Origin of the sequence: Bacillus pacificus, assembly GCF_020861345.1 — a bacterium.
Lineage (GTDB): Bacteria > Bacillota > Bacilli > Bacillales > Bacillaceae_G > Bacillus_A > Bacillus_A pacificus.
Genome location: NZ_CP086328.1, coordinates 3,864,133 through 3,880,379, shown reverse-complemented (window position 1 = coordinate 3,880,379; position 16,247 = coordinate 3,864,133). Strand labels below are relative to the sequence as shown.

15 protein-coding genes are annotated in these 16,247 nt (G+C 37.2%); 8 read left to right on the top strand and 7 right to left on the bottom strand.

Annotation, left to right across the window (positions count from 1 at the left end; all coding sequences use genetic code 11):
• Positions 1 to 52 precede the first annotated feature (52 nt).
• Positions 53 to 475, bottom strand: a complete 423-nt coding sequence (locus LMD38_RS20155) for a hypothetical protein (protein WP_000332424.1) — start codon at positions 473 to 475, stop codon at positions 53 to 55.
• A gap of 199 nt (positions 476 to 674) precedes the next feature.
• Here LMD38_RS20155 and LMD38_RS20150 point away from each other — a divergent pair, with 199 nt between their 5' ends.
• From LMD38_RS20150 to LMD38_RS20140, 3 genes are all read left to right on the top strand, one after another.
• Positions 675 to 2,009, top strand: a complete 1,335-nt coding sequence (locus tag LMD38_RS20150; RefSeq protein ID WP_062822669.1) for an FAD-dependent oxidoreductase — start codon at positions 675 to 677, stop codon at positions 2,007 to 2,009.
• Between the two features lie 102 nt (positions 2,010 to 2,111).
• Positions 2,112 to 2,600: a GNAT family N-acetyltransferase gene (locus LMD38_RS20145; RefSeq protein ID WP_000498241.1), complete on the top strand. Its 489-nt coding sequence runs from the start codon at positions 2,112 to 2,114 to the stop codon at positions 2,598 to 2,600.
• Positions 2,601 to 2,746: 146 nt separating this feature from the next.
• Positions 2,747 to 3,157 carry a DUF3908 family protein gene (locus LMD38_RS20140; RefSeq protein WP_000996804.1) on the top strand — a complete coding sequence of 137 codons (411 nt, stop codon included), beginning with the start codon at positions 2,747 to 2,749 and terminating at the stop codon, positions 3,155 to 3,157.
• 33 nt (positions 3,158 to 3,190) lie between these two features.
• Here LMD38_RS20140 and LMD38_RS20135 read toward each other — a convergent pair whose 3' ends face one another.
• The 6 genes from LMD38_RS20135 to odhA all read right to left on the bottom strand — a co-directional run bounded on the left by LMD38_RS20135 (position 3,191) and on the right by odhA (position 13,679).
• Positions 3,191 to 3,781: a class I SAM-dependent methyltransferase gene (locus LMD38_RS20135; RefSeq protein WP_227585281.1), complete on the bottom strand. Its 591-nt coding sequence runs from the start codon at positions 3,779 to 3,781 to the stop codon at positions 3,191 to 3,193.
• A gap of 91 nt (positions 3,782 to 3,872) precedes the next feature.
• On the bottom strand, positions 3,873 to 5,414 hold the full coding sequence (locus tag LMD38_RS20130; RefSeq protein WP_062821892.1) for a SagB family peptide dehydrogenase: 1,542 nt from the start codon (positions 5,412 to 5,414) through the stop codon (positions 3,873 to 3,875).
• A 16-nt stretch (positions 5,415 to 5,430) separates the two neighbouring features.
• Positions 5,431 to 7,380 carry a TOMM precursor leader peptide-binding protein gene (locus LMD38_RS20125; RefSeq protein WP_062821891.1) on the bottom strand — a complete coding sequence of 650 codons (1,950 nt, stop codon included), beginning with the start codon at positions 7,378 to 7,380 and terminating at the stop codon, positions 5,431 to 5,433.
• Entirely contained in the window at positions 7,377 to 9,296 is a 1,920-nt protein-coding gene (locus tag LMD38_RS20120) for a putative thiazole-containing bacteriocin maturation protein (protein WP_061183172.1), read from the bottom strand. The genes LMD38_RS20125 and LMD38_RS20120 overlap by 4 nt, the downstream gene beginning before the upstream one ends.
• Positions 9,297 to 9,421: 125 nt before the next feature.
• Positions 9,422 to 10,681 (bottom strand): 2-oxoglutarate dehydrogenase complex dihydrolipoyllysine-residue succinyltransferase, encoded by a 1,260-nt coding sequence (gene odhB, locus LMD38_RS20115; RefSeq protein WP_016716916.1) that lies wholly within the window; start codon positions 10,679 to 10,681, stop codon positions 9,422 to 9,424.
• Positions 10,682 to 10,811: 130 nt separating this feature from the next.
• Positions 10,812 to 13,679, bottom strand: a complete 2,868-nt coding sequence (gene odhA, locus LMD38_RS20110) for a 2-oxoglutarate dehydrogenase E1 component (protein WP_061183171.1) — start codon at positions 13,677 to 13,679, stop codon at positions 10,812 to 10,814.
• 826 nt (positions 13,680 to 14,505) lie between these two features.
• Between odhA and LMD38_RS20105 the strand changes: the two genes are divergently transcribed.
• The 5 genes from LMD38_RS20105 to LMD38_RS20085 all read left to right on the top strand — a co-directional run bounded on the left by LMD38_RS20105 (position 14,506) and on the right by LMD38_RS20085 (position 16,089).
• A complete protein-coding gene (locus LMD38_RS20105) occupies positions 14,506 to 14,715 on the top strand; it encodes a helix-turn-helix transcriptional regulator (RefSeq protein WP_000428510.1) in 210 nt (69 codons plus the stop codon).
• 2 nt (positions 14,716 to 14,717) lie between these two features.
• The gene (locus LMD38_RS20100) at positions 14,718 to 15,095 is read left to right on the top strand and encodes a hypothetical protein (RefSeq protein ID WP_062821890.1); all 378 of its coding nucleotides are present in this window, start codon (positions 14,718 to 14,720) and stop codon (positions 15,093 to 15,095) included.
• A 28-nt stretch (positions 15,096 to 15,123) separates the two neighbouring features.
• Positions 15,124 to 15,306, top strand: a complete 183-nt coding sequence (locus LMD38_RS20095) for a DUF3976 domain-containing protein (protein ID WP_001178301.1) — start codon at positions 15,124 to 15,126, stop codon at positions 15,304 to 15,306.
• A gap of 135 nt (positions 15,307 to 15,441) precedes the next feature.
• Positions 15,442 to 15,801 carry a hypothetical protein gene (locus tag LMD38_RS20090; RefSeq protein WP_061183651.1) on the top strand — a complete coding sequence of 120 codons (360 nt, stop codon included), beginning with the start codon at positions 15,442 to 15,444 and terminating at the stop codon, positions 15,799 to 15,801.
• Positions 15,802 to 15,819: 18 nt separating this feature from the next.
• Positions 15,820 to 16,089 carry a hypothetical protein gene (locus LMD38_RS20085; protein WP_061183650.1) on the top strand — a complete coding sequence of 90 codons (270 nt, stop codon included), beginning with the start codon at positions 15,820 to 15,822 and terminating at the stop codon, positions 16,087 to 16,089.
• Positions 16,090 to 16,247 lie beyond the last annotated feature (158 nt).

Below are 16,247 nucleotides of genomic sequence, written 5' to 3'. Positions count from 1 at the left end.
GAGAATAGAACATATGAAAAAGGTACAGTGCACAGCTGTACCTTTTCTATAGTTATTTAGCTGGACCAGGATCCCTTGAGAAAAAGATGTGAAAGAGGAATGTGACTTTGCTTGCTCCTCCTGATGTACTTGCTTGCACATCAGATAAAGAACTAGACGTTAAAGCAGCTTCAGAATGAGGAGGAACGATTATTTTTAGAGTATCATCTGATTCTGAGGATATAGTAACTGTTATTGTATCATCAGAAAAATTTATAATTTTAACTGTACCGACTGGAAAGATGGACTTATTAGCGTGTGATGCAGAAGAGAAACGAGAGGATTTCCAAATAGTTTGTGGGAAAGTGTCATTGTCAGATAACCAAGCGCGAGCGCTGTATAAAGTTGTACTAATGGTAAACTCTTGTTCAAGCGGGAGGGCGGGTTTTGGTTCTCTTGGTTCTTCTGGGAGCTGGACGAGAAGGCCGGCGCACATGTATGTTTCACCTACTTTCAATTGTTACTGTAATAGCATATTAAACATAGTGTTTATAAGACACGACGGCTACCTATTCAGGCATAGGTTTGTGCACAAAATTTGAAGATGAAATTCTCTTTCTTTACAATGGAAGTAGGTGTTATTTCTATAAAATATGGAAAACGTAAAGAGTATGTAAAAAAGAAGGAGTGGTAAAGTGAACTATGTCATTATTGGCGGAGATGCAGCTGGTATGAGTGCAGCTATGCAAATTGTTAGAAACGATGAAAATGCAAATGTTGTGACGTTAGAAAAAGGTGAAATTTATTCGTACGCGCAGTGTGGATTACCGTATGTCATTAGTGGTGCTATCGCTTCAACGGAAAAGTTAATCGCGCGTAATGTAAAGACGTTTCGTGATAAATACGGAATTGATGCGAAAGTACGACATGAAGTAACGAAAGTAGATACGGAAAAGAAAATAGTATACGCAGAGCATACGAAGACGAAAGATGTTTTTGAATTTTCGTATGACCGTTTATTAATTGCGACCGGAGTACGTCCTGTTATGCCAGAATGGGAAGGCCGAGATTTACAAGGTGTTCACCTTTTAAAAACAATTCCGGATGCTGAGCGCATATTAAAAACGCTAGAAACGAATAAAGTTGAAGATGTAACCATTATTGGCGGCGGTGCAATTGGGCTGGAAATGGCAGAAACATTCGTCGAACTAGGTAAGAAAGTAAGAATGATTGAGAGAAATGATCATATCGGTACAATTTACGATGCAGATATGGCAGAATATATACATAAAGAAGCAGATAAACATCATATTGAAATTTTAACGAATGAAAATGTAAAAGCATTTAAAGGGAATGAACGAGTAGAAGCGATTGAAACGGATAAAGGAACGTATAAAGCAGATCTTGTTTTAGTATCTGTCGGAGTGAAACCAAATACTGATTTTCTTGAAGGAACGAATATACGTACAAATCATAAAGGGGCAATCGAGGTAAATGCATATATGCAAACGAATGTGCAAGACGTATATGCAGCTGGTGATTGTGCGACACATTATCACGTGATAAAAGAAATCCATGATCATATTCCAATTGGAACAACTGCAAATAAACAAGGGCGACTTGCTGGACTGAATATGCTAGATAAACGAAGAGCTTTTAAAGGAACGTTAGGTACAGGCATTATTAAATTTATGAATTTGACGCTCGCAAGAACAGGCTTAAATGAAAAAGAAGCAAAAGGACTACATATCCCGTATAAAACAGTCAAAGTAGATTCGACCAATATGGCGGGCTATTATCCAAATGCGAAACCACTTTACTTAAAATTACTATATCGTTCTGACACGAAACAATTATTAGGTGGACAAGTAATTGGAGAAGAAGGTGTAGATAAACGTATTGATGTAATCGCGATGGCACTTTTCAATAAAATGAGCATTCACGATTTAGAAGATGTCGACTTAAGTTACGCACCACCATATAACAGCGTTTGGGATCCAATTCAGCAAGCGGCAAGACGAGCGGAATAGCACTTTTTCTAGTGCTATTTTTTTCGTTAAAGGGTAATCATCATTTTTGTCGAATGAAGAGGGTTGGGAAATAGTTACATATGGGGAAGGGGATTATTAAAAATGTTTGTAACACTTCAAACCGTTCAAGAATCAGAAAAAGAAATATTACGTAATTTGTATGCACTATATCTTCATGACCTTTCTACATTCACTTCTAATATAACGATTGGGGCAAATGGATTTTTTGAATACGAAGATTTACATATGTTTTGGGTAAATGATGGAATCACTCCGTATTTTATTAAAAGTGATAATGAGATTGTAGGATTTTTATTACTACTGGAACGTCCATTTTTGAAGAAGGAAAACGATTTTGGTATAAATGACATTTTCATATTGAATCAGTACAAAGGAAAAGGAATCGGTAAACAAGTTATTGAGAGTTTGCTAAAAGAGAAACGAGGACAATATTTCGTTATCGAACTTGTGAAAAATGTACCAGCTGTTTCTTTTTGGAAGAAAGTATATAGGGAGCTAAACATTGAATTTGATGAGAAAATACAGTTAATCGATGATGAAGAATGTCTCGTTCAAACGTTTGAAATATAATGAAATGGATTCTTTTAGTATATTACTTTGAAATTTAACTTTATTTTGAATATATCTTTCACCCTTGAAAACATAGTATGTATCGCTTATATTGTCATATAGTATTTACTTTAAAACAAAGCAATGAACGAACCAGGGGGTACAGTATGGCAATTAATATGAAAACAATCGAAGAATGGATTGCTGAATCAAACACAAGACATGAAGAAGACTTTGGACACGTTATTGAAGAGATGAAAGAAGTATGCGTCGGACTTGATAATGCGACATTAATTTATACGAAAAATGTATTTTGTTTCGGTAAGAAAGTAGAAGTCTTTTTCTTCTTCCAAGACCATGTCGTGATCGGACAAGAAAAAGACGAATATGTTGAAATTGAAAAATTAAAGTATGATGCCATTACACATAGTAACTTAAAAACAAACGATAAAAATACAACGCTAGAATTAAAGTTTGCTAACGGACAAACTATCAATTTAGATAGTTTAAATGATAACTACGGTACGAAAAACTGGTTATTTGCGAGACAAATAAAGAGCATTTTCAAATTAATCTAGTAAAAAAAGCAGACCTCAAAGGGCCTGCTTTTTTTACGTGGTTCCTATTACACAAAGGCATCCTTTTTCTTCATAGCACTTCACACTTTTAAATCCTGTTTTATAAAATAAGTTTATTAATTCTTCAGTCGTTTTATATTTCTCCATATGATATTGAATTTTGAAAGTTTCAGCTACTAATAAAAAGGATCCGTTCGGCTGTAGGACGCGAAATACTTCTTTTATATCTTGTTCCACATCAGGCCAGAAGTAGTGTGTTTGAAAAGCGGTAATGAGGTTGAAGAAGTTTGTATTGTAAGGAATAGAGGAGACACTTGCTTGATGAATGATTACTTTCCCTGTTTTTACGTCCTGTATATTGGCTTTTTTTGAGTTTTCAACAGCTTGTTCCGAATAGTCAATTCCGTATATTTTCCCAAACGGAATTCGTTTTGAAAGAGTATGTATTGTTTTACCACCGCCACAACCAATATCTAAAGTAATTGCATCTTCACGTATATGTATTTTTTGTAAAGACCAATTTGTTAGTCTCGTATGTGCGGCATTCATAAAACAAAGCATGGAAGAACCAATTGCCCCGCGCGGATTTTTTGCTTGCTGGATTAATCGTTGTAAAATGCTCAAGTTAAACTCTCCTTTTATGTAAGAATATATACTTATTTCGCGTTTTATAAATTAAGTCCTTTAAAAGAGCACGCCGATAGCCGGCGTGCTTCTAATTACGCAAATCCCCTTTTAACCAATTCCGCGCCCGATAAGCTCCAACAGGAATTTGAATAAGTGACGTTTCATTCCCAGCCTCTATCCCGTACAACTGATCACATGAATTTGTATCAAAACTAAGTAAAGGATGCCCAGCCATCCCCATTGCGGTCGCGGCGAAAACGAGTTTATGAACGAGTATACCCGCTTCCATTTGGTGAATACGGTATCCTCTGTAGCCTAATGCATTTGTATAGTAATCTTTCTTTCCGACTACATGTAGGCAAAGCGGTACTTGAAAAAGGTTTACATTATCCATCGTCATACTAGATTGTAGGGGATAACGAAGGTCTCCATATCGAAGTGGCTGTATGGAATGCGTTTTACTATTATAAGAATAAGCGCCGTTTTCTATATCTTTTACGTTATAAAAACATCCATATAAGGAAACGCGCGCATTTTCATTTACATACTGCCCATCAAGGTCGTTGTAGTAAGGGAAGGAGAGGCTCGCTTCTTGTAGTAAAGTAGCGAGCTCGGCTGCATCCCATTTCGTTAAAATAAAGTCAGCATCAGGGGAATACCGTTTTCTGCAAAGTTGTAAGAAATCATAAGATAAACGCTCTACTTTCGGCAGTTGTACAGCGTGCGCATGATGTTGAAAGTGCTCTTCATGAGCTAGTGTTTGGAACTGTGCTGTCGATTCGATCATAGAAGCTTCATTTATTTTTGTTATCATCGGATACTCATTTACATGCTTTGAGCGAACGAAATGTTCATGTGCTAAAGGCGGAATTTGTTGTAATAGCTCATGAGAAGTAACTGTTTTAATTTCACGGTAATCATTGTGAAACCAATTTGTTTGCGGTTCTGTACTGAAAGGAAGGACAGCATACACGCTTTCTTCGCTTTCTGACAGTCCGAGTAAATGGTTGATTGCCCGGTCTAGAAACTGAAAGTATACGCCATTTGTGTAACCGAATTGTTTGGCACATTCAAGTAATTGTCCGATGAGAACGCCACTGTCTAATCCTTGAAGTCGATATGAAAAGTTATTGTATTTAAAGAAGTTTTTCCAAAACATGGTGGATACGAATGCAGCACCAAAACAAGATTGTAAGTTACAACGATTGCCGAGTGCTTCTGTAAGGTAAGAATCGAAATTTCCTTCGCGTAGTAAGATAAGTCGGTGATGCGCGGCGTCGTAATGGTAAATGCCGTCTGGATAATCGTCAATTTTTAAATATATATACAATTCATTTGGATATAAAGCGCCGCCTGAAGGGATAGATCTTCGAAATAAAATTTTCTCGCTATTTAGCTGACATAACTGTGTTAAACCAAATGAGCACCAAAGGTAATGACCAATCTCATTCAAAGTAGGTGTAGTAGAAGAGTTAGGTAAAGATAATGGGATTTCTAAAGAGAGAGGAATAATAGGTACATTTCGATATAGTTTATAAGGAAGCGGTGCATCTTCCCAGTCCACTTCCTGATTCGGCATAATTTTATCGATAGAAAAATGGAGATGATGTAAAAAAGTATCTAGCTGCATAAAATCCCCTCCTTTACTATGGAAACGGATGCGGATGTGGATTTAATTGTTCATTCGTTAAAGGTTCATTTGTATACCCAAGTGTCATCGGTACAGTATACACTCTATCCAGTCCTGTAACCCGAGTGAGATGGTGACCGAACGTCATCGGTAGCATACCTGGAATAATGACTTTTACACAATGTAATCCGTTTTTTTCTATAAGAGGTACTGTTTGATTTACAACGATTACTTCAAGTCCAGTTTGCTCTAGACGGTTTAAAAGTTGATGAAGATCGGATGTTAAATCTAGATCAACTGATTGTAATACATTCATTTCTTGGAACGATTGCACCGGAGCATCGTCACGTAAAAGGAAGTGAAGACGTTCTTCTGCTTTTTTTAATCCGTACAACATACTATGGTCTCCCATTTGGCTAACGAGATAAGGGTCTTGTAAGCAGTTTTCGTAGTGCTCTCTTTTTTGTTCGAGCTCATCGTCTGTTATGAGTAACATGCCTGCTATTTCGTGAATGGCACTCTTTAAAGCACGGACGGGATCCAAATGAGAGCCTCCAGCACAAACAACGTTCATTCCATGTTCACGCGTATTTTTCGCAATTACCCATAAGCTCGGGATACCGTGTTCCATCGTTGCGTTAAAAGCATGCAATTCATAACCGGTAATCGTGTACAGCCGCTGAATCATTAATTGTAATTCTGTATCATTTGCTGAACTAAGATCAAGGCGGGGAAGAGGTAATTCAGCATACCAAGTGAGCAAAAAGGCGTCACGCTCTACAACTTCTAAAATGCCGTGAAAAATTGCTTCTTCTAAGCTACCACCAATGGCACAGCCATTTGATGTTTCATATACGTAAGCATCTCGATGACCGAGGCTATAATAAGCGATTGATTCAGGAACTAAAATCGTCCGGTTTTGTGACAATGAATATCCCCATACCCAGTTTTGTTCATAGTCAGGATCAAACGGTTTAAATGGAAAACCATCACGATTATAATGTTCATTTGTATGTACACCGAGCGTAAGGGGATTTAGTGCATAATCCTCTAAATCATGAAAACTACCATGCACATTTGTCTTTTTTCCTCGAGGTGACATACCACAATAGCGTTCTAAACCTTCTAAAATGGCAGTTGCTTCACTTATTGCAAATGAAAGAGTTCGGCCTGCAACCCCTTCATTTCCAAACATTAATGGCATGTTTATAATAACGTCAGCAAATGGTAGTAAAGAATGTTGCATTTTTCCGTTCAACATACCGACGCGGTAATCTAAATAATCTCTCGTTAAAAATGTGTTTAGTTCATGAATGGAACGACAGCGATATGTTGCATCATTTGTTTTTAAGCTCGGTTGTAATGAAATCGCTGCTGCATCTGCCGTGTCATCAGGTAAATTGCTACATACAGGGCAGAGCGGATCTGGAAGAAAAGAATGCCGCGTACATTGCAGTGTTTGTAAGTTTAGTAAAATGAGTTCATTTTCTAAAGAAGAATGAGTATGAGTTAATATTTTCTCTGTTTCTGCGCAAATAAGATGGCACATTTGCAGAATGCCATTTTGGGTGGCACGTACATCACGCCTCGTTACGTTTTCTTCTTTTACCGCATATTTTCGTTGTAGCTCCCACATTTCTTTTTGATCAAATCCAGCGATAAAGCGTCGTCCATCGGCACAATGAGTACATCCCGCTGCAAGAGGATGAATATAAGGACCGATAACCCCTTCACCAAATGAAGTAAAACCACGTAGCCACGGAATATGATTTGACCGGAAAGTTAGCTCAGCGTCATGATGAATCGTAGAAGGAGAGCCGTCGTGTAATACGAGAGCGAGGTCGATATTTTCAGGGATTTCGTCTGCAATTGTGTGTTGGCGAATGATGGAATATTGTTTGCATAATTGATCATGTACATAGTCTGCAAGAAGGCCATCTCCTATAAGTAATATATTTTGAGTCATAGACTATCCTCCTTTGCAATTAATACCCCGTACACACCATCTAAGTTTTCTTTCAAAAATGATTCAATCGCTAAATCAAACACGAATGGATAAAAATGATGTTCTTCTAAATGTTGCAAGGCAAGCTGTAATGATTGCACACCTGGAATTTCTTTTTCCGCTTGTATTTCCACTCTAAAAGAATCCGTGTCATATAAAATAATAGATGATTCAGGCAAAATATTAGTTCTGTAAGGAGCCTCTTCATTTTGAATATGAAGAAGCGATAGTTGTAGTGCGTTTCGTAACGCTAACGTCATATTAATATTAGATGCACCATACCATCGATCATGTATACCAACCCAAACGACTGGAAAGCTGAGAATATCTTCACCCATTGCGATTTTAGGTGTTTCGTGAATTGTAGCGAGGGCATCGTAATAAAATCTACAATGTTTATCATGAATTTCGGTTAAGTCGACCGTCGTAATTTCTTCTAGCATATGTGATTGTCGTTCATACAATTTGTGATTTAAATGTTGTTGTAGTGCTCGGTATACCCCCTCTGTCATCGTTTCTCCAGCGCCAATACCGATATCGGTATGTTCAGGGATAAGGCGGTGCATAATTTCTGCTACGTATGTTTCAATTCCTACTAAACCAGCTTCTCGGCGCGCTTCGTTATGAGTCAAACCAGCGCAAGTCATAAGAGGCAGGAGGGAAGTTGGACCATCTGATAGCGGTGTAGCTACTTGAATATTGCATTGTGATAATGGCAATTGATATAAATCTTGTTCATCCCATACATGGAATATACCAGCTTCTTTAGAAGTTAATGAATCGAAAAAACGGAATAATTCAGTTGAAGTATGTTGGCTAGACCGATGCTCAAGTTGTTCAGAAAGGTCTTCTATCGTATCAATTGTAAAACTTTCATCAGTTGCGAGAGGGTGTTTTATAAAAGGATGCCATGCTCCTTCGAGTGTTTCATAATTTAATAAAAAGAATTGTGGATCCTTTTCTCGATGTGAATCATCAGCAACGTGCTTAAATAATTCAAAAACGATTATATTTGCTAGCATTGCAGATGTAATAGGAGAGAAGGCGGCTGATGAATTTTCATTTTGTAAAGTCGTTTCATGTAGCCGATGCCATGCGGATTCCCAGCATTCTTCACGATTAGCCATTACGACAGGACCAGCTATACCAAGTGTTGATAAACAGACGGCTGGTATAAAGTTCTTTCCTACTTCCTTGCAAATCGTGTGAGCTGCTCTTAGGCCATCAATATCTCCATTTTGAGAAACGTACAAAATCCAGTCGAAAGGCTCGAACACTTCATGCAGAGGACGATCAATTGTCGTATCTATTTCTTGAACAAGTACAGTATCATCCACTTCATGTGCAATTTCTATTAGCTCATGAATGCGGTCGTAATTCGTTTCTTCATAATCTGTCACAAGGTAATGAAAGGTAGGTAATCCGGATTCTAATAAAGAAGAAACTAAGGAAGTAAGCATATCTCCAGAACCAATTATAAGGACATTCGCTTTGCGGTACATTTCGAATTTTAATGCGCCTGAATGAGAATCTGCTTCTAGAAATTCAATTTGCGAAGCGTATCTATCAAGTAATGCGCTGTTTAATTCGTGAGGTGCGTCTTGACTTACATCACGGACAAAGCCATTTGTATATAAAATCTCTCCAATTTCAAGTACACGATTTTGATAGGGAAGAGGGAGACCATCCGTTATTTCTGCTAAAGAATAATTACCGTTAAACATCGGCATTAATTTTTCAATCCAATTATAAATTCCATCACCGTCCATACGAAATGAACTGGCGTTATTTCGAAAATAGACACCCCCGTTTGAGTCGGGAAGGAAGAAGGTATCTTTATTTGCTTTCAATTTTGCATGAATTGGAAGGTTACTCATTTTAATCCTCCTTACGTTATAGGCATACATTATTAGCTTATGTCATGCGATTTGTCCCGTATGAACGAAAAAAAGGCTGTAGAATGATGTATTCTACAGCCTTTATATAATAGATTATTAATCTATCAACCTTCTAATAATAATGATTTTGGATCTTCAAGCATATCTTTAACAGCAACAAGGAAGCTAACTGCTTCTTTACCATCAACGATACGGTGATCGTAAGATAAAGCGATGTACATCATTGGACGGTTTTCCATACGTTCTGCATCAATAGCAACAGGACGTACTTGGATTTTGTGCATTCCTAAAATACCAACTTGTGGACTGTTTAGGATCGGTGTTGACATTAGAGAACCGAACACACCACCGTTTGTAATTGTGAATGTACCACCTTGTAGTTCTTTTAATGAAAGTTTGTTGTCACGTGCTTTTTTACCTAATTCACGAATTTCGCTTTCGATTTCAGCGAAGTTTAATTGGTTCGCATCGCGTACAACTGGAACAACTAATCCATCTGGAGCTGCTACTGCAATACCGATATCATAGAATTTTTTAATGATAAGCTCGTCACCTTGAATTTCAGCATTTAATAATGGGAATTGTTTTAATGCTGCAACAACTGCTTTTGTGAAGAATGACATGAAACCAAGACGTACATCATGTTTTTTCTCAAAAGCGTCTTTACGCTCTTTACGTAATTCCATGATTGCAGTCATATCAACTTCGTTAAATGTTGTTAACATTGCAGATGTTTGTTGAACTTCTACAAGGCGTTTTGCAATTGTTTGACGGCGGCGGGACATTTTCACGCGCTCAACTGGTTTTTCAAATTCAGTTTTTGCAACTGGAGCAGGAGCTGGACTTTTTGGAGCAGCTGGTGCTTCTTTTGGTGCTGCAGCATGAGCTTGTACATCGTGTGGTCTCACACGTCCAAGTGGATCTGTGCTACGTACGTCGTTTAAGTCGATTCCTAATTCACGAGCCATTTTTCTAGCAGCTGGTGATGCGATAGGACGGTTTGTATTTGGTAAACCTTGTAAAGCTGCAGTTTGTTCAGCACTTGGTGCCGCAGCTTTTGGTGCTTCAGTTGTTTCTTGTTTCGGTTGCTCAGCAGCCGGTGCAGGCGTACTTACTGCAACTGGTGCTCCGTTTGCATCTAAAATTGCGATAGTTGCGCCAACTTCAACTGTATCCCCAGGTTCGCCTAGTAACTTCGATACAATACCTGAATCTTCTGCAATGATTTCTACATTGACTTTATCAGTTTCAAGCTCAACAACGCTGCCACCTTTCTCAACTTTGTCGCCTACGTTGATAAGCCATTGTGAGATAGTTCCTTCAGTAATAGATTCTGCAAGCTCAGGTACTTTAATTTCGATCATTTTAAATGTCCTCCCCTTATTTGCCTAACGGTGTGTTTTTTCTTCTTTTGTCTTCGGTAATCTCCATTTGTTAGCTCGCCTTGGGCAGATATTCTGCCCAGGGCGGGCTAGAAACCTTCATTGTTACTTTTTAGTTGCTGTAAACTTCAATTTCTTGTTTATCTTGACGGAAGTTATACTTCACATCTAAAGCGTGTGCAACAATTAGTTCTTGCTCAGCTTTGTGAGCGAATGGATCGCCGCCAGATGGGCTAGAGCGATCTGGGCGTCCGATGTAACCTGTTTTCACTTTATCTCCAGCTAGTTCGAACAGAATTGGAGCCATGTAATGCCATGCGCCCATATTACGAGGTTCTTCTTGAACCCAAATAATTTCTTCTAAGTTTTTAAAGCGTTTAATAATAGATTGAACTTTCTCAGCAGGGAATGGGTACAGTTGCTCAATACGAACGATATGAACTTCATCTAAGTTGTACTCGTGTTTACCAGACTCAATTTCTGCAGCTAAGTCAATCGCCATTTTACCTGTACTTAAAACAAGACGTTTTACTTTGTTTGGTTTTGTACCAAGGTTTTCTTGTTCTAAAGCAGGTTGGAAACGTCCTTCGCTTAACTGATTAGCAGTTGAAAGCGTAAGTGGGTGACGTAATAAACTCTTCGGCGTCATCAATACTAATGGTCGAACAGCTTCTGTTCCTAAGATAGATGCTTGACGACGTAAAATATGGAAGTATTGTGCCGCACTCGTTAAGTTTGCAACTGTCCAGTTGTTCTCAGCAGCTAACTGTAAAAATCGCTCTGGACGTGCACTAGAGTGCTCTGGCCCTTGACCTTCATAACCGTGTGGTAATAGAAGAACTAAACCAGATTTTTGACCCCATTTTGCTCTTCCAGCTGAAACATATTGATCAAATAATGCTTGCGCAGTATTTGAGAAGTCACCATATTGCGCTTCCCACATAACAAGCGTTTCTGGAGCGAATACGTTATAACCATACTCGTAACCAACAACAGCAGCTTCTGATAACGGACTGTTATGAACAGAGAATGAAGCGTTGATGTTTGGTAAGCGATGTAATGGTGAATATGTTTCATTTGTATCCGTATCGTGTAATACGATGTGACGATGCGCGAATGTACCACGTTGTGAATCTTGACCAGTTAAACGAATTGGCGTACCTTCTTGTAAAATAGAAGCGAATGCTAATGACTCAGCAAGTGCCCATTCAATTTTACCGTTCTCTTCAAGAGCGTCTTTACGGCGCTCAAGAATTTTCTTCACTTTCGGATATACGTTAAAGCCTTCTGGCCAAGATAGTAGACCTTCATTAATTGCACGAAGTGAATCAAGCTCAACACCAGTATCAATTGACTGAATGCCCTTTGCAACAACATCAGGCACTTTAACGTGAATTGTTGCATCGCTCGTATCAGCTGGCGGTACTTGTGCATAGTCAGATTTTAATTGCTCTTGCGTAAACTGTGTAATTGTTTCAATTTCATCTGCATTTAGAACACCAGCAGCTTGTAATTGATCTGCATAAATTGCTCTTACAGTTGGGTGATTTTTAATCTTTTTGTACACTTGTGGTTGTGTAACTGCTGGGTCATCCATTTCGTTATGACCGTAGCGGCGGTAACCAATTAAATCGATTAAGAAATCTTTTTTGAACAACATGCGATATTGAATTGCAAGATTAGCAGCAGCAAGACAAGCTTCTGGATCATCAGCATTGACGTGAACAATCGGGATATCGAAACCTTTTGCAAGGTCACTTGAATATTTCGTAGAACGAGAATCATAGCTATCAGTCGTAAAACCAACTGCATTGTTTGCAATAACATGAATTGTTCCGCCTGTTTGATACGCGTTCAATCTGCTTAAGTTTAGTGTCTCAGATACAATTCCTTGACCAGGGAATGCAGCATCACCGTGAACTAAAATTACGAATGATTTTGAAGTATCTTGTTCTGGAAGACCAGATTTTTTACGATTTTCTTGAGCCGCACGTGCGAAACCTTCTACAACGGGATTAACGAACTCAAGGTGACTTGGGTTATTTGCTAATGTAACGCGAGTGCTAACTTCCTCGTTACTAACGACTTGTTCTCTACCTAAATGGTATTTTACGTCGCCAGTCCAGCCAGAATTTGCTACTGCGCCTTCTATTTTTGCATGTTTGAACTCAGCAAACATGTGACTATATGGTTTTTCTAATACGTGTGCAAGTACGCTTAGACGACCGCGGTGAGCCATACCAATCATGACATCTTCTACGCCGTTTTTAGCACCTTCTAGCACAATTTCATCTAGAACGGGTACAAGCATATCAACGCCCTCGATAGAGAAACGCTTTTGCCCAACGAATGTTTTATGCAAGAATTGCTCGAAACCTTCAACAGCTGTTAAACGTTTTAAAAGAGCAGTTCGTTTTTGATTTGATAGTGGTTGACGCAATAAATTTGATTCCACCATTTGATGCAACCACGCGCGTTCTTCACTATCTTGTATATGAGAAAATTCATAAGCTAAAGTTTGTGTATACACTTCTTTTAATCTATGAATTACATCAAGTGCAGTGTGAATACCTTCTGGTGCATCTTGCCATACTGTTTTTGCTGGAATCGCTTTCAAATCAGCATCGCTCAGTTCGTTCATTGCTTTCTCAAGAAGAGATTGTCCATTTGCAGCATCTTCCATCGGATTGATGTGAGCCAACGTATGCCCGAAAGAACGAATCTGTTCAACAAGTTGAACGACTTTAAGAATTTTTTCAATGTTACCTGTGTTTTGAGGAGAAAAATGTGTTGCTGTGTTGTCCCCTGTTACGACATCATCTTGAAACGAAGGAGCTCCAAAAATTTCAAAAAGCTCTTGTAATTCCGGATCAACAGAACCTGCTCCAGTTACGTAAAGATCATACTGTTCAATAACATAACCAAGGTTCGGACCGTGGAACTTGGCCCAAGGGTTTGTCGTTGTATTCTTCCTCGTCATTTGTTTAAACCTCCCAATGCATATAATCCTTTTTCCATACAAAAAGGTGCATTTTGCTCTTTTCAATAATTGATGAACCAATAATCAATGTAAATGTTTTTCTTTACTCTTATGTTATTACAATAATTTACATAATACCAAACACTATTACTTATCTGTTTTGTAAAAAAACATTCACAATAACTTATCACCCAAGTTAATCTTTCATGTTATAAAGTAATTTTACAGAAAAATAGGGTGGATATATTTGGTATACCTATACAAATAACTAAAATTGTTGCATGTAAATATAAGTATAATAGTTAGAATGTTTCGATAAAAATAAGTTCGAATTATGTATATTGAAATAATAAGCGCTTTCATTGATATTATACAACAATATAACGGAATATAGTATAAAAAATAAAAAATTATGAATTTATCGTAAACTTTATTTAGATAGTGTTAAATATTGAAAGGAAAGTGAAGGATTTCTACAAAAAAAGTTGCTAAACATAAAAAATGCTTCATAAACAGTTAGTTTCTATAAATATGACGAAAAACAGCGTAAAACCAATAACGTATTTCGTGGAATAAAGGGATAAATGAAATATTTTAAAAGGATAAAACAAATATGGAGATATTAAATTTTTAAAAAAGAGAGGTGGAGATATAGTAACAATTATTTACATTGTTCCATGTTTCATTACAAAATAGACGTGCTGAAATTGAAAAAGTTTCTTCTATATAAATAGCGTGAATAATAATTAAAATGAATGTAAAGGAAACTTGACGTAAAGTTTCCTTTACGTATATACTTGGTATAAGGGAGGAGGGAGAAATTTCCTTGGAAAATAAAATGGTCGAATACCGAAAAAAATTTGGACTATCTCAAGAAAAATTGGCTGAGAAACTTGGCGTTTCCAGACAAACCATCATTTCAATTGAAAAAGGAAAATACGATCCGTCACTTCCGTTAGCATTTGAAATCGCGAAAACATTTCAGACGACGATAGAACATGTATTTATTTATGAAGGAAAAGAAGGGGAGGAATAAAGATGAACTATTCACAAAAGTACTTCGTAATTATGGGGATTATCTTTCTATTTATGAGTGGATTTATGATCCTAACAGGAATAATGACGCATTCTGCACCACCAACTCCAACTTATACAGTGCTTGCGATGATGATCATGTGCTTTTGCTTAAGCTACTTACATCCGCAATTTAAAGAAAAAGACGAGCGGATGAAATTAATTCGTTATAAAGGCATGTTCTTCAGCTTTTTTGCATTAACAGCGTATTATCTTTTTTTCTCTATTGGCTTAAACTTAAATGTTATTACACTATCTGCAGTTGAACTACTGAACATACTTATGGCACTCACGATGAGTACCGTCTTTATCTCGTTTGTTGTTTTGGCAAAAAGATATTAAGATGGAAGAGAGAAAGGAAGATTAACATATGCAAATGATGTATGCTTTTGGCATTGGGCTTGTATTATTTTTAGCCGTATTCTTATTTATTCGGAAAGACGTGCAAGGTGGGACGTTAACGAAACGAGGCTTTTATAAAATGATCGGCTGTTTAGTTGTTATGTTTATAGCGATTATCGTCATGATCGTTTTAATAAATCGGTCACTATAGAATATAAAAATGGAACCTTACAGCAGTAAGGTTTTTCTCTTTTTTTGTAAAATCCGAAAATTCCTACTAAATCCATTTACTGTATATAATGGATATTATATAATTTAATAAAATGATAGATAGGGAGAAGAGTATATGAATAAAAAAACTATCTTCTTTTTATTAACATGCCTACTACTTATAGCTAGTATTACTTATATAATATGTAACAAACGAGAACAAGTGCCACCTATGTTAGTATGGGAGGGGCAAGAATACTACATAACAAATGAACCGGCTAAAGCAGAAGAAGTGGGACAAAGGCTAGGAGAAATAACAAAGAAAATTGAAACAAGTGAAAAACCTATTAAAAATAGTGAATCCAACGTATTAAGCGAAAAAACAGAAGTATTCACAATGATAGAAGAAGAGGGGAATCCTCACTCACCCTTAATCATAAAGGAGCTTTATAGTGACGAGTATAGAGTAGTAAGACCGATGTTAAAGGTACTATAAAATAAAAAGGAGATCTATATGCAAACAGTAACTTCATATCCATGGTCATTAAGAAAAATGTTTGTTTTTTTCCTTTGCTTCATCCTTCCACCAATCGGCGCTATTTATATTTTGAGGAATAGAGAAGCACTACAAAAGAGAGACTTCATTTTATATGTATTATTTGCTGCTATTAATATATCGCTTTGGTTATCGCTTATGATTTTTGATCGGAGTATGTGGATGGTAGCGGGGCATTATGTGCTTGGAGCAATTGTTATTAGTGTTTCGAATATGAATAAGAGATAGGCCAGCAATCTTGAAGGTGTTGGTTTTTATTTTGGTATTTATATTGAATCTTTTTGAAATAGGGTTGCTAAATTCTATACCATAATTCATAAAGTGAGTGTATCGGTGAGAATAAGGGCTAATTAATTGAAGTGAATAAAATGAAAATTGGAGAAACA

Bases quoted from the DNA above. Each gene is read 5' to 3' on its own strand.
- LMD38_RS20140 (WP_000996804.1), top strand. From the start codon at position 2,747: ATGGCAATTAATATGAAAACAATCGAAGAATGGATTGCTGAATCAAAC.
- LMD38_RS20090 (WP_061183651.1), top strand. From the start codon at position 15,442: ATGAATAAAAAAACTATCTTCTTTTTATTAACATGCCTACTACTTATA.
- LMD38_RS20130 (WP_062821892.1), bottom strand. From the start codon at position 5,414: ATGCAGCTAGATACTTTTTTACATCATCTCCATTTTTCTATCGATAAA.
- odhB (WP_016716916.1), bottom strand. From the start codon at position 10,681: ATGATCGAAATTAAAGTACCTGAGCTTGCAGAATCTATTACTGAAGGA.
- LMD38_RS20100 (WP_062821890.1), top strand. From the start codon at position 14,718: ATGAACTATTCACAAAAGTACTTCGTAATTATGGGGATTATCTTTCTA.
- LMD38_RS20125 (WP_062821891.1), bottom strand. From the start codon at position 7,380: ATGACTCAAAATATATTACTTATAGGAGATGGCCTTCTTGCAGACTAT.
- odhA (WP_061183171.1), bottom strand. From the start codon at position 13,679: ATGACGAGGAAGAATACAACGACAAACCCTTGGGCCAAGTTCCACGGT.
- LMD38_RS20085 (WP_061183650.1), top strand. From the start codon at position 15,820: ATGCAAACAGTAACTTCATATCCATGGTCATTAAGAAAAATGTTTGTT.
- LMD38_RS20095 (WP_001178301.1), top strand. From the start codon at position 15,124: ATGCAAATGATGTATGCTTTTGGCATTGGGCTTGTATTATTTTTAGCC.
- LMD38_RS20145 (WP_000498241.1), top strand. From the start codon at position 2,112: ATGTTTGTAACACTTCAAACCGTTCAAGAATCAGAAAAAGAAATATTA.
- LMD38_RS20120 (WP_061183172.1), bottom strand. From the start codon at position 9,296: ATGAGTAACCTTCCAATTCATGCAAAATTGAAAGCAAATAAAGATACC.
- LMD38_RS20155 (WP_000332424.1), bottom strand. From the start codon at position 475: ATGTGCGCCGGCCTTCTCGTCCAGCTCCCAGAAGAACCAAGAGAACCA.